The sequence below is a fragment of the Gardnerella sp. DNF01198P genome, assembly GCF_049244165.1.
Classification (GTDB): Bacteria; Actinomycetota; Actinomycetes; order Actinomycetales; family Bifidobacteriaceae; genus Bifidobacterium; species Bifidobacterium swidsinskii.
Map to the genome: position 1 here is coordinate 1,600,331 of NZ_CP058382.1, position 17,220 is coordinate 1,617,550.

At 44.3% G+C, this 17,220-nt stretch carries 12 protein-coding genes, 3 rRNA genes and 1 pseudogene; 6 read left to right on the top strand and 10 right to left on the bottom strand.

Annotated elements, in window-relative coordinates:
- Nucleotides 1-288: 288 nt before the first annotated feature.
- Nucleotides 289-1,551, top strand: a complete 1,263-nt coding sequence (locus tag HXT44_RS06645; RefSeq protein WP_064621614.1) for an MFS transporter — start codon at nucleotides 289-291, stop codon at nucleotides 1,549-1,551.
- Nucleotides 1,552-1,595: 44 nt separating this feature from the next.
- On the opposite strand, the gene HXT44_RS06650 is transcribed toward HXT44_RS06645, so the two are convergent.
- The 4 genes from HXT44_RS06650 to HXT44_RS06665 are packed head-to-tail and all read right to left on the bottom strand — an operon-like array spanning nucleotide 1,596 to nucleotide 4,952.
- Nucleotides 1,596-2,120 (bottom strand): hypothetical protein, encoded by a 525-nt coding sequence (locus tag HXT44_RS06650; protein ID WP_119522948.1) that lies wholly within the window; start codon nucleotides 2,118-2,120, stop codon nucleotides 1,596-1,598.
- A 27-nt stretch (nucleotides 2,121-2,147) separates the two neighbouring features.
- Nucleotides 2,148-3,359 (bottom strand): ABC transporter permease, encoded by a 1,212-nt coding sequence (locus HXT44_RS06655; protein ID WP_421782858.1) that lies wholly within the window; start codon nucleotides 3,357-3,359, stop codon nucleotides 2,148-2,150.
- The gene (locus HXT44_RS06660; RefSeq protein ID WP_102703485.1) at nucleotides 3,343-4,053 is read right to left on the bottom strand and encodes an ABC transporter ATP-binding protein; all 711 of its coding nucleotides are present in this window, start codon (nucleotides 4,051-4,053) and stop codon (nucleotides 3,343-3,345) included. Before HXT44_RS06660 ends, HXT44_RS06655 begins: the two co-directional genes overlap by 17 nt.
- Nucleotides 4,050-4,952, bottom strand: coding sequence for an efflux RND transporter periplasmic adaptor subunit (locus tag HXT44_RS06665; RefSeq protein ID WP_119522946.1), 903 nt, complete (start codon nucleotides 4,950-4,952; stop codon nucleotides 4,050-4,052). Before HXT44_RS06665 ends, HXT44_RS06660 begins: the two co-directional genes overlap by 4 nt.
- A 476-nt stretch (nucleotides 4,953-5,428) precedes the next feature.
- Here HXT44_RS06665 and HXT44_RS06670 point away from each other — a divergent pair, with 476 nt between their 5' ends.
- The 4 genes from HXT44_RS06670 to HXT44_RS06685 all read left to right on the top strand — a co-directional run bounded on the left by HXT44_RS06670 (nucleotide 5,429) and on the right by HXT44_RS06685 (nucleotide 8,270).
- On the top strand, nucleotides 5,429-6,100 hold the full coding sequence (locus HXT44_RS06670; protein ID WP_119504703.1) for a response regulator transcription factor: 672 nt from the start codon (nucleotides 5,429-5,431) through the stop codon (nucleotides 6,098-6,100).
- On the top strand, nucleotides 6,097-7,257 hold the full coding sequence (locus HXT44_RS06675; protein ID WP_119522944.1) for a histidine kinase: 1,161 nt from the start codon (nucleotides 6,097-6,099) through the stop codon (nucleotides 7,255-7,257). The genes HXT44_RS06670 and HXT44_RS06675 overlap by 4 nt, the downstream gene beginning before the upstream one ends.
- A gap of 160 nt (nucleotides 7,258-7,417) precedes the next feature.
- Entirely contained in the window at nucleotides 7,418-7,888 is a 471-nt protein-coding gene (locus HXT44_RS06680; RefSeq protein WP_119522943.1) for a hypothetical protein, read from the top strand.
- A gap of 10 nt (nucleotides 7,889-7,898) precedes the next feature.
- Nucleotides 7,899-8,270: a hypothetical protein gene (locus tag HXT44_RS06685; RefSeq protein ID WP_116712672.1), complete on the top strand. Its 372-nt coding sequence runs from the start codon at nucleotides 7,899-7,901 to the stop codon at nucleotides 8,268-8,270.
- A 184-nt stretch (nucleotides 8,271-8,454) separates the two neighbouring features.
- Here the strand turns inward: HXT44_RS06685 and HXT44_RS06690 are convergent, their stop codons facing one another.
- The 6 genes and pseudogenes from HXT44_RS06690 to HXT44_RS06715 all read right to left on the bottom strand — a co-directional run bounded on the left by HXT44_RS06690 (nucleotide 8,455) and on the right by HXT44_RS06715 (nucleotide 15,898).
- Entirely contained in the window at nucleotides 8,455-8,820 is a 366-nt protein-coding gene (locus HXT44_RS06690) for a hypothetical protein (RefSeq protein WP_064621606.1), read from the bottom strand.
- Between the two features lie 6 nt (nucleotides 8,821-8,826).
- Nucleotides 8,827-9,545, bottom strand: a pseudogene (locus HXT44_RS06695) (nitroreductase family protein).
- Nucleotides 9,546-10,299: 754 nt separating this feature from the next.
- A 5S ribosomal RNA gene (gene rrf / locus HXT44_RS06700) occupies nucleotides 10,300-10,416 on the bottom strand.
- 179 nt (nucleotides 10,417-10,595) lie between these two features.
- A 23S ribosomal RNA gene (locus tag HXT44_RS06705) occupies nucleotides 10,596-13,657 on the bottom strand.
- A 376-nt stretch (nucleotides 13,658-14,033) separates the two neighbouring features.
- Nucleotides 14,034-15,560: ribosomal RNA gene (locus HXT44_RS06710) — 16S ribosomal RNA — on the bottom strand.
- Together the 16S, 23S and 5S rRNA genes form the textbook arrangement of a ribosomal RNA operon.
- Nucleotides 15,561-15,751: 191 nt before the next feature.
- Nucleotides 15,752-15,898 (bottom strand): hypothetical protein, encoded by a 147-nt coding sequence (locus HXT44_RS06715; RefSeq protein ID WP_162861153.1) that lies wholly within the window; start codon nucleotides 15,896-15,898, stop codon nucleotides 15,752-15,754.
- Between the two features lie 531 nt (nucleotides 15,899-16,429).
- On the opposite strand from HXT44_RS06715, the gene HXT44_RS06720 reads away from it, so the two are divergent.
- Complete coding sequence (locus tag HXT44_RS06720) at nucleotides 16,430-17,203, top strand: SIR2 family NAD-dependent protein deacylase (RefSeq protein WP_064622136.1); 774 nt, start codon at nucleotides 16,430-16,432, stop codon at nucleotides 17,201-17,203.
- The last annotated feature ends 17 nt before the right edge of the window (nucleotides 17,204-17,220 follow it).

Below are 17,220 nucleotides of genomic sequence, written 5' to 3' on the forward strand. Positions count from 1 at the left end.
GAACCGTAATGTTAAACTCTTGTAAATCAATTTACTACATTGTTAAACAAACGTCAATCCCTTAAAATAATTACATGTTATCTACTTGCTACGCTTGCAAACACTTCGTGACGCAATGGGCAAACTCTCTAACTTCCTCTCCTACTATCGCCAGTAGCCGCAGCCCCTGCCTATAAACAGCAATAAAACACTAATTTCACTCGCAGTCCAGAAAAAGGTGTATATCAATAGGCATATATCATTCAGAATATGAAAGATATTCATAACATGAAAGAAAAAGAGAAGGAAATGAACGCTGCGGCACGGATTCGCACAACTCTTATTATTGCCGTTTTATCGCTTAATGCTTTTCTTTTAACAAGCTGTAGATTTGGCGTGAGTCTATATCTTTTAATGCATGTTGACTTATCTCACGCAGCACTTAACGCAGTGTCCGTAGCACTTATGACCTGCATAGCAGCACCACTTGGCGGCATTATCGCAGATAAATATCCACCAACTAGATTGTTTATAGCTCTAACGTTCTGCTTTGCCTTGCTGTGCACTGGATATGGTTTCGCTTTAGTAGCACAGCATAACCTTATTGCTATTATGGTTACGCTACTCGGCATAATATTCGGGTTCTTTACTGCATTTTCTTCACCTAATCAAAAAGTATTGATGGCTTATAGCGTACCGACTGGCGAAAAAACCAAATTTTTAGCAAGCATGCGCATGTGGATTAATCTCAGCAGGCTTGCTGCACCTGCGATTACTGGCATATTTGTTGATATATGCAATCCTCTCATTTTCTTTACGAGCATTGCTATTGTGATGATACTAGCGGCGCTACCTCTACTGTTAGTTAATCTAAACCAGCAATCACAAAATAGCACAAACAATACGAAGACAGGAAGCAATAAAACTGCTGGTTTTGCAGCTTCTCTACACTATATGAAATCTACACCATGGTTAATAGTCTTAGGAGTAGTATCAGCATTACAATCAGGCTCATGGCTTGCTGCATTCAGACTAATGGGAGCACACCATTGTCTTACACTTTTTCATTCGGCATCCACGTGGGGTTCAATAGTCAGCATATTTAACATTGGCATGATTGTAGGTTCAGTATTATGCAAATACATTGTGCTACATTATGAGATTTTATACTCTATTTTATTACCTGGATTCCTTTCTATTCCTTTACTTATTTTCGCACTTAATAATTGGATTGCTCTTTTTCTTTGCTCTGCTTTCATTGCAGGTATTATTTTTGACGCAACTATCGTCTATGGGCAAACAGCTCTTCTCGACGGCATACCAACACGCATTCTCGGCGCGACTACTACTTTTACTTCCATTATGGAGCAATGCGGAATTATCGTGGGATATGCAAGCGTACTAGCATGGGGAAATCTAAATTCATCATTATTCATAATGATTGCAGCTGGTGTAATACTTGTTTCAACAGGTATAGCCTTATGGATTATTCAAGCTCGTAAACAAACATACCCATCAATGCTTACCAAAGATTATTGGACACCATCAACATGGGTAAAAAGAAGCATATAACAAGCCATTTAGTGCAAAAGCACAATAAAGCTATGCAAATGCAATTACATCACAGGACAATTAGTTTGCACATCCTGTTGGAATCCTGACGGATCTCCTAGTTTTGCTTTACGCATATGCTCTTTGAAAAAGTTTCGCGTTGCATCATCACAACGGTCTGGACCCATAAACGGCATGCTAGGCACTTTTTCGAGCTCATGCAAAGCTTTACTTGCCGCTTGCTCATCACTAGCATACGTGTCTAACCATTGCCGTTCCCAAGCACACTGATAATAATTAGATGCTTGCGTATCACCATATCCACTCTGGAACTGGCTGTCTTTTTCTTCTCCAACCAAGTTTGCAGGAGCTTTATATTTTTCAGGCCAACTAAGCTTTGCCACAGATTCCTGATACTCCTTCTCTATATGAGCAAAATCAACAATCTCTCTAGACGAACTATTTTGCGATCGCGCACCATCCACACCACTCGCATTATTGTTGCCTATTCCTCCACACGCATTAAGCATAAGAAGCGCACTAAGCACACCAACAATAAGAGTTGCTTTACCAATAGTATGATTATTCATTATTCCTTCTTTCTTATTTTTTGAAAATTAACGCAATGCTAATGCTGGCTGTAAACGCGATGCTTTTATTGCCGGCACCACACTTCCAGCAAGTGCTGTGATAAAAGCCGCAATAACAGCTCCAATAGCAGCTTCATATGGGTAAACTGGCGGACTAACTGGGCTTGCTGCATCCCAAAAACTTGATGCTATAGACACAAGACCAAAAGAAACAGCAACAGCAGCAATCGAAACTATTAGTGCTAAAATAATCGCACTGCCTAACACGAGTGAAGCAATCGACCATTTAGTAGCACCCAAAGCTCTGCGCATAAGCAGTTCATGCGTGCGCTGCTCCAACGATGCTAAACCAATATTGATTAAACCTAGCGCGGAAACAAAAAGCAATAATGCTGCTACGATAGCAAAACTTAATTGCAATACTATTATCACATTCTCGTAATCATCACTATTATCATGTCTTCTAATTTCGTTTACTTGTCCACCACAACAGTCGTAAAGAGCATCTGAAACATAAGATTTAATTGATTTTTGAGGACGATTTTCTTTATTCAACCAGTAGATTGAGCCTTGAGCTTCTTTTCCAGAATATTCCCAAAGAGTTGGAGCGTAACGTAATAATCCTAGAATATTCACGTATACTTTTGCTGAGTCTACGCCATCGTTCACAACTCCAACAATCCTTATAGGACTCATTTGTGTTGTTTTACGAGAAGTAATAAATGCTACTTCACCAATCTTGTATCTTTTGCTAGCAGATTGGTTTACTACCATTTCTAATGCGTTGCTTTTAGCGCTATTACTAAACCATCTTCCACTTACAATGGGTAAGTTATAAACTTTGTTGTATCCTGCCGTAGTGTAAACAGCGTCAACATATTGAAGATTGCCAGTCTTATATTCTTTGCTTATTTTTACACTCTTCGAGGCTGGCATAGAAGCGCTAAACAGTAGTCCAGTGTTTGGTTGTAGCATAACATTAGCGTTACGGTTTGCGGATTCAATGCGATTTAAGAATTTGTTAAATACTGAATATTCGTCAAAATTTTGTGCTGAAAAAGTAATCTCGTATGTTGGTCTACGACCGTTTAGCTGTTCGTTAGTTGCAATAAGATAGTCCTTACCAACCGTGCCAATAAGCACTGACGCAATAACGGCAATGATGCCTATAAACATTGAAAAACCTGTGAGGAAGGATCTCATAGGAGACAGGCGCAAATCTTTAAGCAGCATGATCATAAAGAACACCGCCTTCCATAGTAAAAATGTGAGAGCAAGAACGAGCCACTTTCATATCATGAGTGACTAATAGTAATGTTGTTCCAGATTCTTGAACACGATCATGCAACACTTGAAGCACTTTTTCTCCCGTACTACTATCGAGCGCACCAGTTGGCTCATCGCAAATAAGTAATTCGGGATTAGTAACGAGAGCACGCGCTATCGCAACTCTCTGCTGTTCACCGCCTGATAGCCTTCCAGGGTATTCATTTAGTTTATCTTGCAATCCAACAGCACATAATGCTTCTTCTATCGTTTTTCTTCTTGTCTGCTTGCTTTGTTGTAGTCCTGCGTATAAAAGCGGCAACTCAACATTTTCTCTAATGCTTAAATGCTTAATAAGCGAATAGTTTTGAAAAACAAAACCAATATTTCGAGCGCGCATATGCGATACTGTAGCATCACTACACTTTTGGATTGATTTGCCAGAATAATAGTATTTTCCAGTAAAATTTTTATTCAAAAATCCAATAATAGAAATAAGACTTGTTTTGCCGGAGCCAGACCTGCCAACTACCGCGTATGTTTCACCTTGATTAAGTAACATAGAAGCAGAGTTGACAGTGGTAAGCCATTCGCCATTGCCTAGTTTTACACGCGCTGACACGTCTTGTAGTTCAACCAGTGGAACAGGATTGTTCTCCATAATCATTGCACTCCTGGAATGAGATCAGGAGAAACACCTGCTACAACATCACCCTCATGCAAACCAGACGTAATTTCAATATTAGCGCCGTCACTGATTCCAAGACCAACTTCTTTACGCTCCCAATTATCGCCTTTCTTGTATGAGACTAATCCTTTTTGGACTCTTCCAGCAACTGCACTAACAGGCAGAGTTAGAACCGATTGTTTATGCTTGCCATTAAAAACAAGCGTCGCATTTTGGCCTGATTCTACTTCTGTGCTTTTATCTATTAAACACGTTAAAACTTTTGACGATACACTAGGCGTACTTTGCGCACTCGACTCATCTGTTTGAGTTGAATCAGCATTATCATTCTTGCTACTACCCGAAGCTGCAACATCTGTAGAAGTTCCACCGCTTTGTACTATTTGCAAACAATTGGTTGGCCCAACACCATCTTCAACTTGGAAGCGACCTTTAACATCTGCAATATCCGCAGAACGAAGTAAAGCTTTTGCGTTAAGGCTTATTGAAAAACCTTCATATTTAAGAGTAAATAGCGGGAAAGATTTAGGCACGTCCGCAGACGATTCAGCTACTGACACAACTTTAGCGTCTACGGGAGCAATAATTTTGTTACTAGCATTGTAGCCTAGAACACTTCCAGCTTTTACAGTACTGCCTGCTTTTACCGATGGAGAAAAATTCCCTCTACTTACAGCAGTGATAACAAAGGTAGACGATTGTTCTATTGCTGCTTTACCCGACACAACTTGTGTTAAAGGCTGTTTTTTGACTGAAACAAGTGGAACTGAATCATGTGATGCCTGCTGTTGACTATTATCAACTGCTCTACCAGAGCATGCAGTAAGCAAACACACTGGCAGAGCAGCAAGCAAAAGTACTTTCATAAACTTACTCATAACACAAATCTCCTTACTCACCAAACTCGTAGACACATAGTATGCGTCGAAACAAGCCTCTCAAACTGATCCAAAATAAATAAAGTGCTTGGTAATGCTACAATTGACGTTTTTATGATTGTCACTTTATTGAAGATTTAAGCTTTTGCTTAATAGCCTATAATCGCCGTAAAGAGTTTGCATCAGACTAAATGATGATTTTATTTATGATTCTTGGAGCTTGCGTAATACCAGAGAATGATTTGTTTTGCATAGAGTTTATACACTACTGAGCGACTTCCGTGCGCATAGCCCCCAACCACATTGTGATTAAATCACTAAGCTTTAAGCGAACTTATTCGCTGCGGAGTAACCCTCGTAAGCTCCAGTAACTACCTTTATACAATCTGCTTTGTAAAGGTTTTCCTAGACAAGATATTCATCATACAAATTCAAGTACTATTATTACTTAAATAATGCTTTTCTAAAGGAGCAATATGATAGCAAAGCATATTACTGTTGGCATTGTTGATGATGATTGTTTTTGTCTACACGGCCTAAAAACATATATTGAACAGGTTGTTCCGTCCTGCAGTATTTGCTGGTTATCCGCGTACGCCGATCAAGCAATTCAATTTTGTCAAAATCAATGCCCAGACGTGCTGCTAATTGACATGTATATGTCTGGGGTTTCGGGAATTAAAATATTATACGAATTGCGAAGAAGATACTCACTCCCAATAATAATTGCTATAACTTCATTCCCTATAAACGATTATGCTTTAAAAGCATCAACAGCAGGCGCACAAGGCATTGTTGGAAAGAACCACCCAGAAACTATTTGCGCCATGCTTAGCAGTATTGCCCATGGCACATTCAAGCCACAAATAATAGGCAATCTTCATTTTGACGACACGACGACAGCATTTCAACGTTTGCAAAATAAGCCAAAAAATGGACGCCTTGCTTTAACGGATCATGAGACTGAAATTGTAAAGTTGTGCAGTAGAGGAATGACTAATGCGCAAATCGCTAAACGTTTATTTGTTGAAACTTGTACTGTGGAAACTATCCTTCGTCGCGTGTTCAAAAAACTGAATGTGACGAATCGTTCACAACTTATTACTACATGGCTGCATGATGAATATTTAGGAAATGATACACAATGATTATTTTCTTAATGCGTCGTTTACGAGAAAAGCTTATTGACAATAAAACATTTTTACTATTGGGATGTTTGTCGAGCGCAATGGATGCGTATATTTACTCGAATAGCGACAATAGCACAATACAACTTGTTATAGTTTACATGATTCTTGCTGTTATAAATCTGTTCCTTTGCTTGCTTCCGCATTTTATGAGCATGTGCTATATTTTTGTGCATCTCAGCATTCTTGCTATTCCTAGTCTGAATCTTCCACCAGTAACTTTCGGGCTCATCATATCATTTGTTTTTATTTCGTATTTATATCCGATTCAATTTACACTACCTTTATTCTTAGTAATAGATGCATTACACTACGTTGCATACCGATACTTATCAACTTTGTCTTTCAAGTATCTTATTGCTTACCTTTTAATAAATATATTTTGCGTTTGCACTGGTATTATTTTGCGCATTTCTCACCAAAAAATGGTTCTTTATGAAAAAGATAAGCAAACAATTAATAATCTTCATCTGGCTGTGCGAATGCACGATAGATTAACTAATAAGATTGCAGATATTGCACTACAAAGTAAAATAGCATTACTTGACAAGTCTATTTCTAAAAAACAGCGAAGTGCTATTGAGGCAATAAATGATTTGGCAGATCAGGCTTTTGAAGAAGGACATAATATTATCGACATTCTACGTGGAAATACTGCTAAGCAAGATGCTCGAAGCGAGTTCATTCAGCACATTGAAGATACACTACAAATGAACGACTCAATCAATACATCTTGTGGATTAAAAGGAAGATCCATATGCAATATATCTAGTAACGATATTCCTGAAGACATTAGCGATGAAATCATCTGTGAAGTTATTGAATTAATCGAAGAACTATATTTGAACATGCGAAAATATGCTTCTTTAGTTTATTACATCAGAATTTCGATACGTAAAAAACAAATTGTTATAAAACAGTTCAATGTTCGATTTTTGGGCGGGAAAAGTAAAGATGCAATTCGCTCAGTATCTCAAAAAGGACTTCTGCTTCATCGCGATACCATAAAGCATTTAGGCGGTTCACTCTATTTTCGAGCCTTTGGTAAGTATTGGGAATGTAATGCAGTTATACCTTTAAAAAATAAACATAACTATATAGATAGTATGCCTTACTGATTCAGTTTAAAAGATTAATGAATCTTAAACAGTTTTAGATAGTAATTATTTGTAAAGGTTTTCATATACAAGATATTGTTTACCTTTTAGCACGCCATTAATTTATAAATTGTCAAGATTTTTGGCATAAACAGTTACTTCTCGTACAGAAAGGCATATTATGAAGAAGTTAGCTATAGCATGCGTATTATCTGCTTCATTAATTTTTAGCAGTATTGTTGTTCCTTCTTCTACTGCACTCGCTCTTGAGCCAACAGATAGCACCGTTGAAAAAAACATAACATGCGAACACATCACAACAAAAGATGGTTACCGCGTGTATGTAGTTAATGGATATCTCATTAAAATTCCAGCATCTAACGCAGAACCAACGCAAGCAGAGCTTCGTAACATATTACAAGAACGTGGAAAAATTAGTCTTGTAGTTAAAACAATTAAAACTATTTATCATAAACTACCTAAGCAAGTTAAACAATTCATTAAAAGTCATTTAGGATTAAATGAGCTTATAAAATTTTTGGAGCATTGGACTGGAAAGATTGAAGACGGAATTTATAATGCCTGCAAATCAGCAGGGATGCCAGATTGGATGGCTTGGGTTGTAACAAAAGCAATTATGATGCTGCTATAGTAGGAAAAATATGAGTAATTCAGAATATACAAAAGCACAAATTCCATCCGTATTTTGGACAATAGCCAATGGCGTATTTCTTGCTAGCGGAATTGCGCTGATTGTAATGCGTAATGATTATCTATGGGGAGTGCCTCAAATTATCGCTGGATTATTTGGACTTGCAACCATGTTTCTCATTAAAAAACCGTGGTGCGCGCAACTATATTTTATCGTATCCTCACTAGCTGTAATAGCAAATGGGCTTATGGAAATATTCGGCATAATCCACGGATCTGGATACGGTTATGTTCCGCTGATTATTGGTATAATCGTGCTTTTATTTATAGGCCTTGACAAGGATGAAAGTTCAAAAGCTCTTGGAATTGCCAAGAATAAATAAAAGCATTAGACTGCGATTTTATAACATAAAAAACATATCACAATTTTCAAAGGTCAAGTTGTAGCCACACATCCTACGGCTTGACCTTTACTTATTTATCTGTTAATGATTTGTTTTGCATAGAGTTTATATGTTACTGAACAATTTATTTGCTTATAACCTCAACCACATTGCGATTAAATCACTAAGCTTTAAGCGAACTTATTCGCTGCGGAGTAACCCCCGTAAGCTCTGCAACATCACGAACCGTCAAGCCCTGATTCCTTAGTATGCGAACCGTTTCACGCATAAGCATAGATGCCTCTTGCTGAGTTTTTATAGCTGCAGATTTTGCATCTAGCATGCGCTGAAGCATAAGCTCATCTTGCTCACTAAGTTTCGGAGTTACTTTCACGCCATTGACTTTAACATTTAACGTTGCAGCAGCATCTTTTACCATTGCTGCAACCTGGTCAAGCCTACGTACTTGAGTAAACAATCCTGGTATTTCCGGCACTTCTATCTGATATTTTCCAAAGTACTTTGGATTTTGCGAGATAGATTGGTTTATTCGAAGTTACTTTTCTTGCGCAAGCTCGATTGGCGGATGCTCCGCGCGGAAAGCATTTACGTGCGCTTCAGACGCATACCCTAACGCAAAACCAGTAATCAGCGCATACTCCGGCGGAATGTCGAATACTTCGTCAAGCGGCGAACGCCATGTAGCAAGAACGCCAAGCGGGCATGAATCTACGCCTTGCTCTTTGGCAGCCAACAGTAACGTTTGCAGCATAATTCCAGCATCCAGCGCAGCAAACGGCAGAAAATCACGGCGCACAAGCACAAATCCCATAACTGGCGCACCGAACGCCTGGAAGTTGCGCAAAGTGTGAGCATTTCGAGCAGGAAAATCTTTGCGATCAATATTTAAATGTTTATACAACGCCAATCCTAAACGAGCGCTGCGTTCTTTAAGCGATTGTGGATACGGAGCCATTACAGGAAAATCTCCATCCGGCTGGCTCATTTTCTGGGCTATAAGGCGTTCTTCTTCGCTAAGGGTAGCGTCTTTAGTGCGAAACATTGCTTTGCATTTTTGCACATATGCGTCGATTGCTGTTGCTTTAGTTCTCGTTGAGCAATAGCGAGCATGTAGCCACGCGTATTGGACCAGCTCGGTGATTGTGCAGCTGTTTGCAAAATAGTTTCAAGTATTTTAGAATCGACTGGCTTATTTAGAAAATCACGTACAGAAAATCGCGACTTTGCGAGTACTTCAAAAGTTTGTGTAGTCATGCTTTTAGTATATCGCACCAAATACGCACGCAGTACTTTCCTGGCGTTTGCGCGACAACCTGCTTGAGCGCAGCATTGCACGCGCGAAAGCAATTCGGAGCGTGAGCTTGCTCAGACGGAAAGTCCAGTGGACTTTCTGTGCAAGCTCAGCAGTGAGCGCTTATAGCGCGAGCGTTGTCCAGAGTTTGGAGGATTACAAAAAACGGGTTATAGGCCAAAAAGTGTGTAAGAAATCATGTCTTAGACCTTGCAATACAAGGGTTTTGCGGTAATCGAATCTGTTTTCTGCACATTCGCCACCTGGACAAAAAGTGTGTAAAAAATAAGCTCATAACCCTTATAGCAGTAGGGCTCGCGGTATATCGAATGTGGGTTATTTCTTATGTTAAGCGGCGTTCGAAGCATGTATTAGCTGAGTATTTAACAATAAATCGTCAAAGGCTGTTACTAACGCAGATTACGTACTGCGCGAGTAACATATGACCGTTACTTTCTTAAGATACTTGACTGAGTTTTTAACAGTGCTGAGACTAGTTTATGCCACAGAATACTCATCAGCTTAGCTTTACACACTTTTTGGCCTATAACCCTCCATTTGCGAGAGGTTGTTCTCGTAAATGGAGTTGTTCTCTCAATTAATCGCTCCCTTCATGAGAGGACGTTCTCACGAATGGAGAATTACAGATAATAGAAAATAAATAACAGTATACGAAAATAAAAAAGCGGGGAGTGAAAACTCCCCGCTAGAAAAATAATGCGGCAGCGTGCTAGTCTCCCACACCCTATCGAGTGCAGTACCCTCGCCGTGTCAGGCCTTAGCTTCCGGGTTCGGAATGGGACCGGGCGTCTCACCTGAGCCATGACCACCGCAAAACTAGATTATACACTCAAAACCATTGAGTGGCAACACGTGGCGGTTTGGGAACCGGACATGAACGCGAATAAAAACTCTCTTACCAACTGATCGTTAAGCAAAACATTCAGTACTCATTAACGCTAGAAGAATAATACTCATGAGGAACTCACCCTCCCCACTCACAAAAGTGAGGAAGAATGTCACCATCGCCCGTTAGTACTAGTCAGCTCCACCCCTTACAGGGCTTCCACATCTAGCCTATCAACCACGTGTTCTACATGGGGGCTCACACACTAAAGTGCAAGGAATGCTTATCTTGGAGCAGGCTTCCCGCTTAGATGCTTTCAGCGGTTATCCCTTCCGAACGTAGCTAACCGGCAGCGCCACTGGCGTGACGACCGGCATACCAGAGGTTCGTCCACCCAGGTCCTCTCGTACTATGGGCAGGTCTCCTCAACATTCCAACGAGCGCAGAGGATAGAGACCAAACTGTCTCACGACGTTCTGAACCCAGCTCGCGTGCCGCTTTAATCGGCGAACAGCCGAACCCTTGGGACCTGCTCCAGCCCCAGGATGCGACGAGCCGACATCGAGGTGCCAAACCATCCCGTCGATATGGACTCTTGGGAATGATCAGCCTGTTATCCCCGGGGTACCTTTTATCCGTTGAGCGATGCCACGTCCGTACGCCGGCACCGGATCACTATCTCCGACTTTCGTCCCTGCTCGACCCGTCAGTCTCACAGTCAAGCCCGCTTGTGCGATTACACTCAACACCCGATTGCCAACCGGGCTGAGCGGACCATTGAGCGCCTCCGTTACTCTTTAGGAGGCAACCGCCCCAGTTAAACTACCCGCCAGGCACTGTCCCTGACACGGATAACGTGTCGAGGTTAGACGCCAGATATGGAAAGAGCGGTATTTCACCTGTCGACTCCACGCAAGCTAGCGCCCACGCTTCACAGCCTCCCGCCTATGCTACACGATCCACACCTAACGACAATACCAAGGTATAGTAAAGGTCCCGGGGTCTTTTCGTCCTTCTGCGCTTAACGAGCATCTTTACTCGTACTGCAATTTCGCCGGGCTCCTGGCCGAGACAGTGGGGAAGTCGTTACGCCATTCGTGCAGGTCGGAACTTACCCGACAAGGAATTTCGCTACCTTAGGATGGTTATAGTTACCACCGCCGTTTACCGGGGCTTAAATTCACCGCTTCACCGAAGCTAACGGATCCTCTTAACCTTCCGGCACCGGGCAGGCGTCAGAGCGTATACAGCGGCTTACGCCTTCGCACGCTCCTGTGTTTTTGGTAAACAGTCGCTACCCCCTAGCTTGTGCCACCCCCAACAGCTCAACAGTGTAAAACCATATCACCATCAGGGGTCTCCCTTATGCCGAAGGCACGGGAGTAATTTGCCGAGTTCCTTGGCCAGGATTCGCCCGATCGCTTCGGTATACTCTACCAGACCACCAGTGTCGGTTTAGGGTACGAGCGGAATCACACCTCACGTTGAAGCTTTTCTTGGCAAGCAGGATCACCGGAATCAGCCTTACAGCCTACCCATCACGCCTCAGCTTTAACATCCCCCGGATTTACCTAGGAGACAGCCCACACGCTTAGCCACGGAAAACCACCTCCGCAGCCGGCTACCTACCCGCGTCACTCCCACGCTAACCTACTACCGATACAGTCCCAACACAAACCAGCCAACAACCCCGAAAGGCAATCAACCAGCAAATGAAGGTTAGTACTCTCAGATTCAGTTCGAACGGTATAACACCGGTACGGGAATATCAACCCGTTCATCCATTCGACTACGCCTGTCGGCCTCGCCTTAGGACTCGACTCACCCGGGGACGACGAACGTGGCCCCGGAACCCTTAGTCATTCAGCGGACGGGATTCACACCCGTCTCTCGCTACTCATGTCTGCATTCTCACTCCTGTAAAGTCCACGACAAGTTCACACTGCCGCTTCACCCCATACAGGACGCTCTCCTACCCCGCATGAAACAAATCATGCAGCCGCGTCTTCGGTGGCGTGCTTAAGCCCCGCTACATTGTCGGCGCGGAACCACTAGACCAGTGAGCTGTTACGCACTCTTTCAAGGATGGCTGCTTCTGAGCCAACCTCCTGGCTGTCTATGCGACTCCACATCCTTTCCCACTTAGCACGCGCTTCGGGACCTTAGACGACGATCAGGGCTGTTTCCCTTTTGACGACGGAGCTTATCCCCCGCCGACTCACTGCCGTGATAAACCTAACAGGTATTCGGAGTTTGGCTGCTATTGGTACCCGGTATGGGCCCGCAAGCATCCAGTAGCTCTACCCCCTGTAAGCAATAACACGACGCTGCACCTAAATGCATTTCGGAGAGAACCAGCTATCACGGAATTTGATTGGCCTTTCACCCCTAACCCCAAGTCATCCCCCCAGTTTTCAACCTAGGTGGGTTCGGTCCTCCACACGGTCTTACCCGCGCTTCAACCTGCTCAGGGCTAGATCATCCCGCTTCGGGTCCAGGACATGCGACTCAAACGCCTTTTAAAACTCGCTTTCGCTACGGCTCCCCCACCCGGGTTAGCCTCGCCACATACCACTGACTCGCAGACTCATTTTTCGATAGGCACGCCGTCACCCCACAAAGAAGGCTCCGACGGATTGTAAGCGCACGGTTTCAGGAACTATTTCACTCCCCTCCCGGGGTGCTTTTCACCTTTCCCTCACGGTACTAGTACACTATCGGTCAGACAGGAATACTTAGGCTTACCCAACGGTCTGGGCAGATTCACGCGGGATTCCACGAGTCCCGCGCTACTTGGGAATAAACATAAAGAGACATCGCACGACAAGCTACGGGGCCATCACCCTCTACGGCTGGGAATTCAATCCCATTCACCTAGCACGACATTTTATCACTCTCCTCAACCCCGTCAGAGGCTGAACAGTCCATCCCACGACCCCGAATGCGCAACACCTGACGGCTATCACACGCACCCGGTTTAGCCTGATCCGCTTTCGCTCGCCACTACTCACGGAGTATCCTTTCCTGCAGGTACTGAGATGTTTCACTTCCCTGCGTACCCCCCACAAAAACTGTGGTGACCACTCATAACAGTGGCCGGGTCTCCCCATTCGGAAATCCTCGGATCAAAGCCCACTCGGCAGCTCCCCGAGGCATATCGCAGCCCGTCACGTCCTTCATCGGTCCTGTCTACCAAGGCATCCACCATACGCCCTTACCAGTGACAAACACTAAAGTAAGAACCCATCAGCAAAATTCTCTAGACAAAAAATCATCACACTAAACGATCACAAAACGATCAAGCGACTCCAACAAAAGGAGCCGGTTGAAATTGATAAAAGCAAAAAAATCGAAACAAAAAAGTTTCGCATTTTACTCGCGTCCACTATCCAGTTCTCAAACCACCACAACACCACAAAACCCAAGCCAAACACTCAAAAGCATCAACCTGAAATCCTGTGAGTCAAGGACCGCAACCCCAAACAAAGGGGGGTGGCAATCCGGGAACCCAAAAGCATGCCCAACAAACTCATCTAAAAACGTCAACTATTGTTTTCCACACCAGTAACCACACTCAAACCGAGCGTGCACAAAAACTCCGTAGAAAGGAGGTGATCCAGCCGCACCTTCCGGTACGGCTACCTTGTTACGACTTAGTCCCAATCACGAGCCTCACCTTAGACGGCTCCATCCCAAAAGGGTTAGGCCACCGGCTTCGGGTGCTGCCCACTTTCATGACTTGACGGGCGGTGTGTACAAGGCCCGGGAACGCATTCACCGCGACGTTGCTGATTCGCGATTACTAGCGACTCCGCCTTCACGTAGTCGAGTTGCAGACTACGATCCGAACTGAGACCGGTTTTAAGGGATCCGCTCCATGTCACCATGTCGCATCCCGTTGTACCGGCCATTGTAGCATGCGTGAAGCCCTGGACGTAAGGGGCATGATGATCTGACGTCATCCCCACCTTCCTCCGAGTTAACCCCGGCGGTCCCCCGTGAGTTCCCGGCATAACCCGCTGGCAACACAGGGCGAGGGTTGCGCTCGTTGCGGGACTTAACCCAACATCTCACGACACGAGCTGACGACGACCATGCACCACCTGTGAACCTGCCCCGAAGGGAAACCACATCTCTGCAGTCGACAGGCACATGTCAAGCCCAGGTAAGGTTCTTCGCGTTGCATCGAATTAATCCGCATGCTCCGCCGCTTGTGCGGGCCCCCGTCAATTTCTTTGAGTTTTAGCCTTGCGGCCGTACTCCCCAGGCGGGACGCTTAACGCGTTAGCTCCGACACGGAACCCGTGGAATGGGCCCCACATCCAGCGTCCACCGTTTACGGCGTGGACTACCAGGGTATCTAATCCTGTTCGCTCCCCACGCTTTCGCTTCTCAGCGTCAGTAACAGCCCAGAGACCTGCCTTCGCCATTGGTGTTCTTCCCGATATCTACACATTCCACCGTTACACCGGGAATTCCAGTCTCCCCTACTGCACTCTAGCCCGCCCGTACCCGGCGCAGACCCACCGTTAAGCGATGGGCTTTCACACCAGACGCGACGAACCGCCTACAAGCTCTTTACGCCCAATAATTCCGGATAACGCTTGCGCCCTACGTATTACCGCGGCTGCTGGCACGTAGTTAGCCGGCGCTTATTCGAAAGGTACACTCACCCGAAGGCTTGCTCCCAATCAAAAGCGGTTTACAACCCGAAGGCCTTCATCCCGCACGCGGCGTCGCTGCGTCAGGGTTTCCCCCATTGCGCAATATTCCCCACTGCTGCCTCCCGTAGGAGTCTGGGCCGTATCTCAGTCCCAATGTGGCCGTCCGCCCTCTCAGGCCGGCTACCCGTCGAAGCCTAGGTGGGCCATTACCCCGCCTACAAGCTGATAGGACGCGACCCCATCCCATGCCACTAAACACTTTCCCAACAAGACATGCGTCAAGTTGGAGCATCCAGCATTACCACCCGTTTCCAAGAGCTATTCTGGAGCATGGGGCAGGTTGGTCACGCATTACTCACCCGTTCGCCACTCTCACCAACCAGCAAGCTGGTCAGATCCCGTTCGACTTGCATGTGTTAAGCACGCCGCCAGCGTTCATCCTGAGCCAGAATCGAACCCTCCACGAAAAACTTCAATGAAGAGCCAACAAAAGGCTCCAATATTAAAAAGAAAAAGACGAGACATTCTTTAAGGAAAGAACATCCCAACAAAAACCTCACCACCATTTAACCATCTCTCAGGCACCCTGCAATCTGCAAGGCAGGCAATGAACTGGCAATAATTAACTAATAAGTAGTACAGACACGCTCTTGAGTTCTCAAACCACCACCACACCAGCCGGCTCATCAACCTCAACCGAGGAGAACCAGCCGCGCTGAGCAGCAAGAGATAAACTTACACCAACCCACGCTAAAACGCAAACCCACCAAAAACAAACACCCCAAAACCATTGAAAACAAGCCAAAACACCGGCGTGTCGAAAACCACGAAAAAACACCAAAAAACCAACACAAGACCAGGAACAATAATCAAAACCAACAAAAAATAATCAAGAATAGCCCCAAAAACATCAAAACCGGGAGTGTCGCATCGACTTGCTTTTCGCTTAAAGCGTAGCGCGAAAAGCAACCCGATGCGGTAGCGCTTGCTTATGCAGAAAGCACAGTGTGCTTTCCGCGCAAGCGCGCAAACAATTACGCTTTCTTTAAACTAATTAAGAAAGCGTAATCTGACGACCAAAGAAGATTAACTTAAAGTGAGCTTAATGCGGTAGCGCTTGCTTTACAACGCTCGCACAAACTCAGCAGCAGTACATACAAAATATATGAGCTCTATTTATGAAATAAGAAATACCTATATAAATAGATACTTATTAAATAAACTTTTATAAAGAATACAAAGCACATAAAAACACAAAAAGCGTAAAGCGCATAAAGAAAAATAAGAAAATAAGAATAGGGTATTAACAGACATTAATAAAAGAAGGAGCAGAAGAATGAGCAACAAGCAATCGAGCAATAGAGCACACCACATTGTTGTGCTCACAGGCGCAGGAATCTCCACAAGCGCAGGCATTCCCGACTTTCGCGGTCCAGATGGAGTTTGGACTAAGCACCCAGAGCAAATGAACGTTTATGACATAGACGCATTTTTAAGCAGTAAAGAGGAACGCGTCTACTCTTGGCGCTGGCAAAAAGAGTCTCCCGTTTGGAACGCACAGCCGGGGACTGCGCACAAAGCACTTGTAAAACTCGAGAAGGCAGGAATGCTCGACCTTATAGCCACCCAAAACTTTGATGCGCTTCACGAAAAAGCTGGCAATAACCCAAATATTATAGTGAACTTGCATGGAAGCATCGGAACTTCGCACTGCATGAGCTGCCACGCGAGCTATAAAACTGCCGATATTATGGCAGATTTAGATGAGCACCCGGATCCGCATTGCAGACGCACTCTGCCGTACCGCAGCAATATGCCTTGTAACGGTCTCATAAAAACAGACGTTGTTTATTTTGGAGAAGCGCTTCCAGAAGGTGCTATGGAACGCAGTGCGCAAGCAATAGTTAAAGCGGACGAGCTGTGGGTTATTGGTTCCACGCTGGAAGTATTTCCAGCTGCCAGCCTCGTGCCGTTAGCTGCGCGCGCTGGAGTGCCGATTACGATAATGAACCTGGGCTCTACGCAATACGACTATTTGGCAGAGCGTATTATTCGCGAAGATATTGCGAAAGCTCTGCCAAAGTTAGTAGACGAAACTATTGCAAAGTGATTATTGCAAATTAATGC

Bases quoted from the DNA above. Each gene is read 5' to 3' on its own strand.
- HXT44_RS06645 (WP_064621614.1), top strand. From the start codon at position 289: ATGAACGCTGCGGCACGGATTCGCACAACTCTTATTATTGCCGTTTTA.
- HXT44_RS06650 (WP_119522948.1), bottom strand. From the start codon at position 2,120: ATGAATAATCATACTATTGGTAAAGCAACTCTTATTGTTGGTGTGCTT.
- HXT44_RS06655 (WP_421782858.1), bottom strand. From the start codon at position 3,359: ATGATCATGCTGCTTAAAGATTTGCGCCTGTCTCCTATGAGATCCTTC.
- HXT44_RS06660 (WP_102703485.1), bottom strand. From the start codon at position 4,053: ATGATTATGGAGAACAATCCTGTTCCACTGGTTGAACTACAAGACGTG.
- HXT44_RS06665 (WP_119522946.1), bottom strand. From the start codon at position 4,952: ATGAGTAAGTTTATGAAAGTACTTTTGCTTGCTGCTCTGCCAGTGTGT.
- HXT44_RS06670 (WP_119504703.1), top strand. From the start codon at position 5,429: ATGATAGCAAAGCATATTACTGTTGGCATTGTTGATGATGATTGTTTT.
- HXT44_RS06675 (WP_119522944.1), top strand. From the start codon at position 6,097: ATGATTATTTTCTTAATGCGTCGTTTACGAGAAAAGCTTATTGACAAT.
- HXT44_RS06680 (WP_119522943.1), top strand. From the start codon at position 7,418: ATGAAGAAGTTAGCTATAGCATGCGTATTATCTGCTTCATTAATTTTT.
- HXT44_RS06685 (WP_116712672.1), top strand. From the start codon at position 7,899: ATGAGTAATTCAGAATATACAAAAGCACAAATTCCATCCGTATTTTGG.
- HXT44_RS06720 (WP_064622136.1), top strand. From the start codon at position 16,430: ATGAGCAACAAGCAATCGAGCAATAGAGCACACCACATTGTTGTGCTC.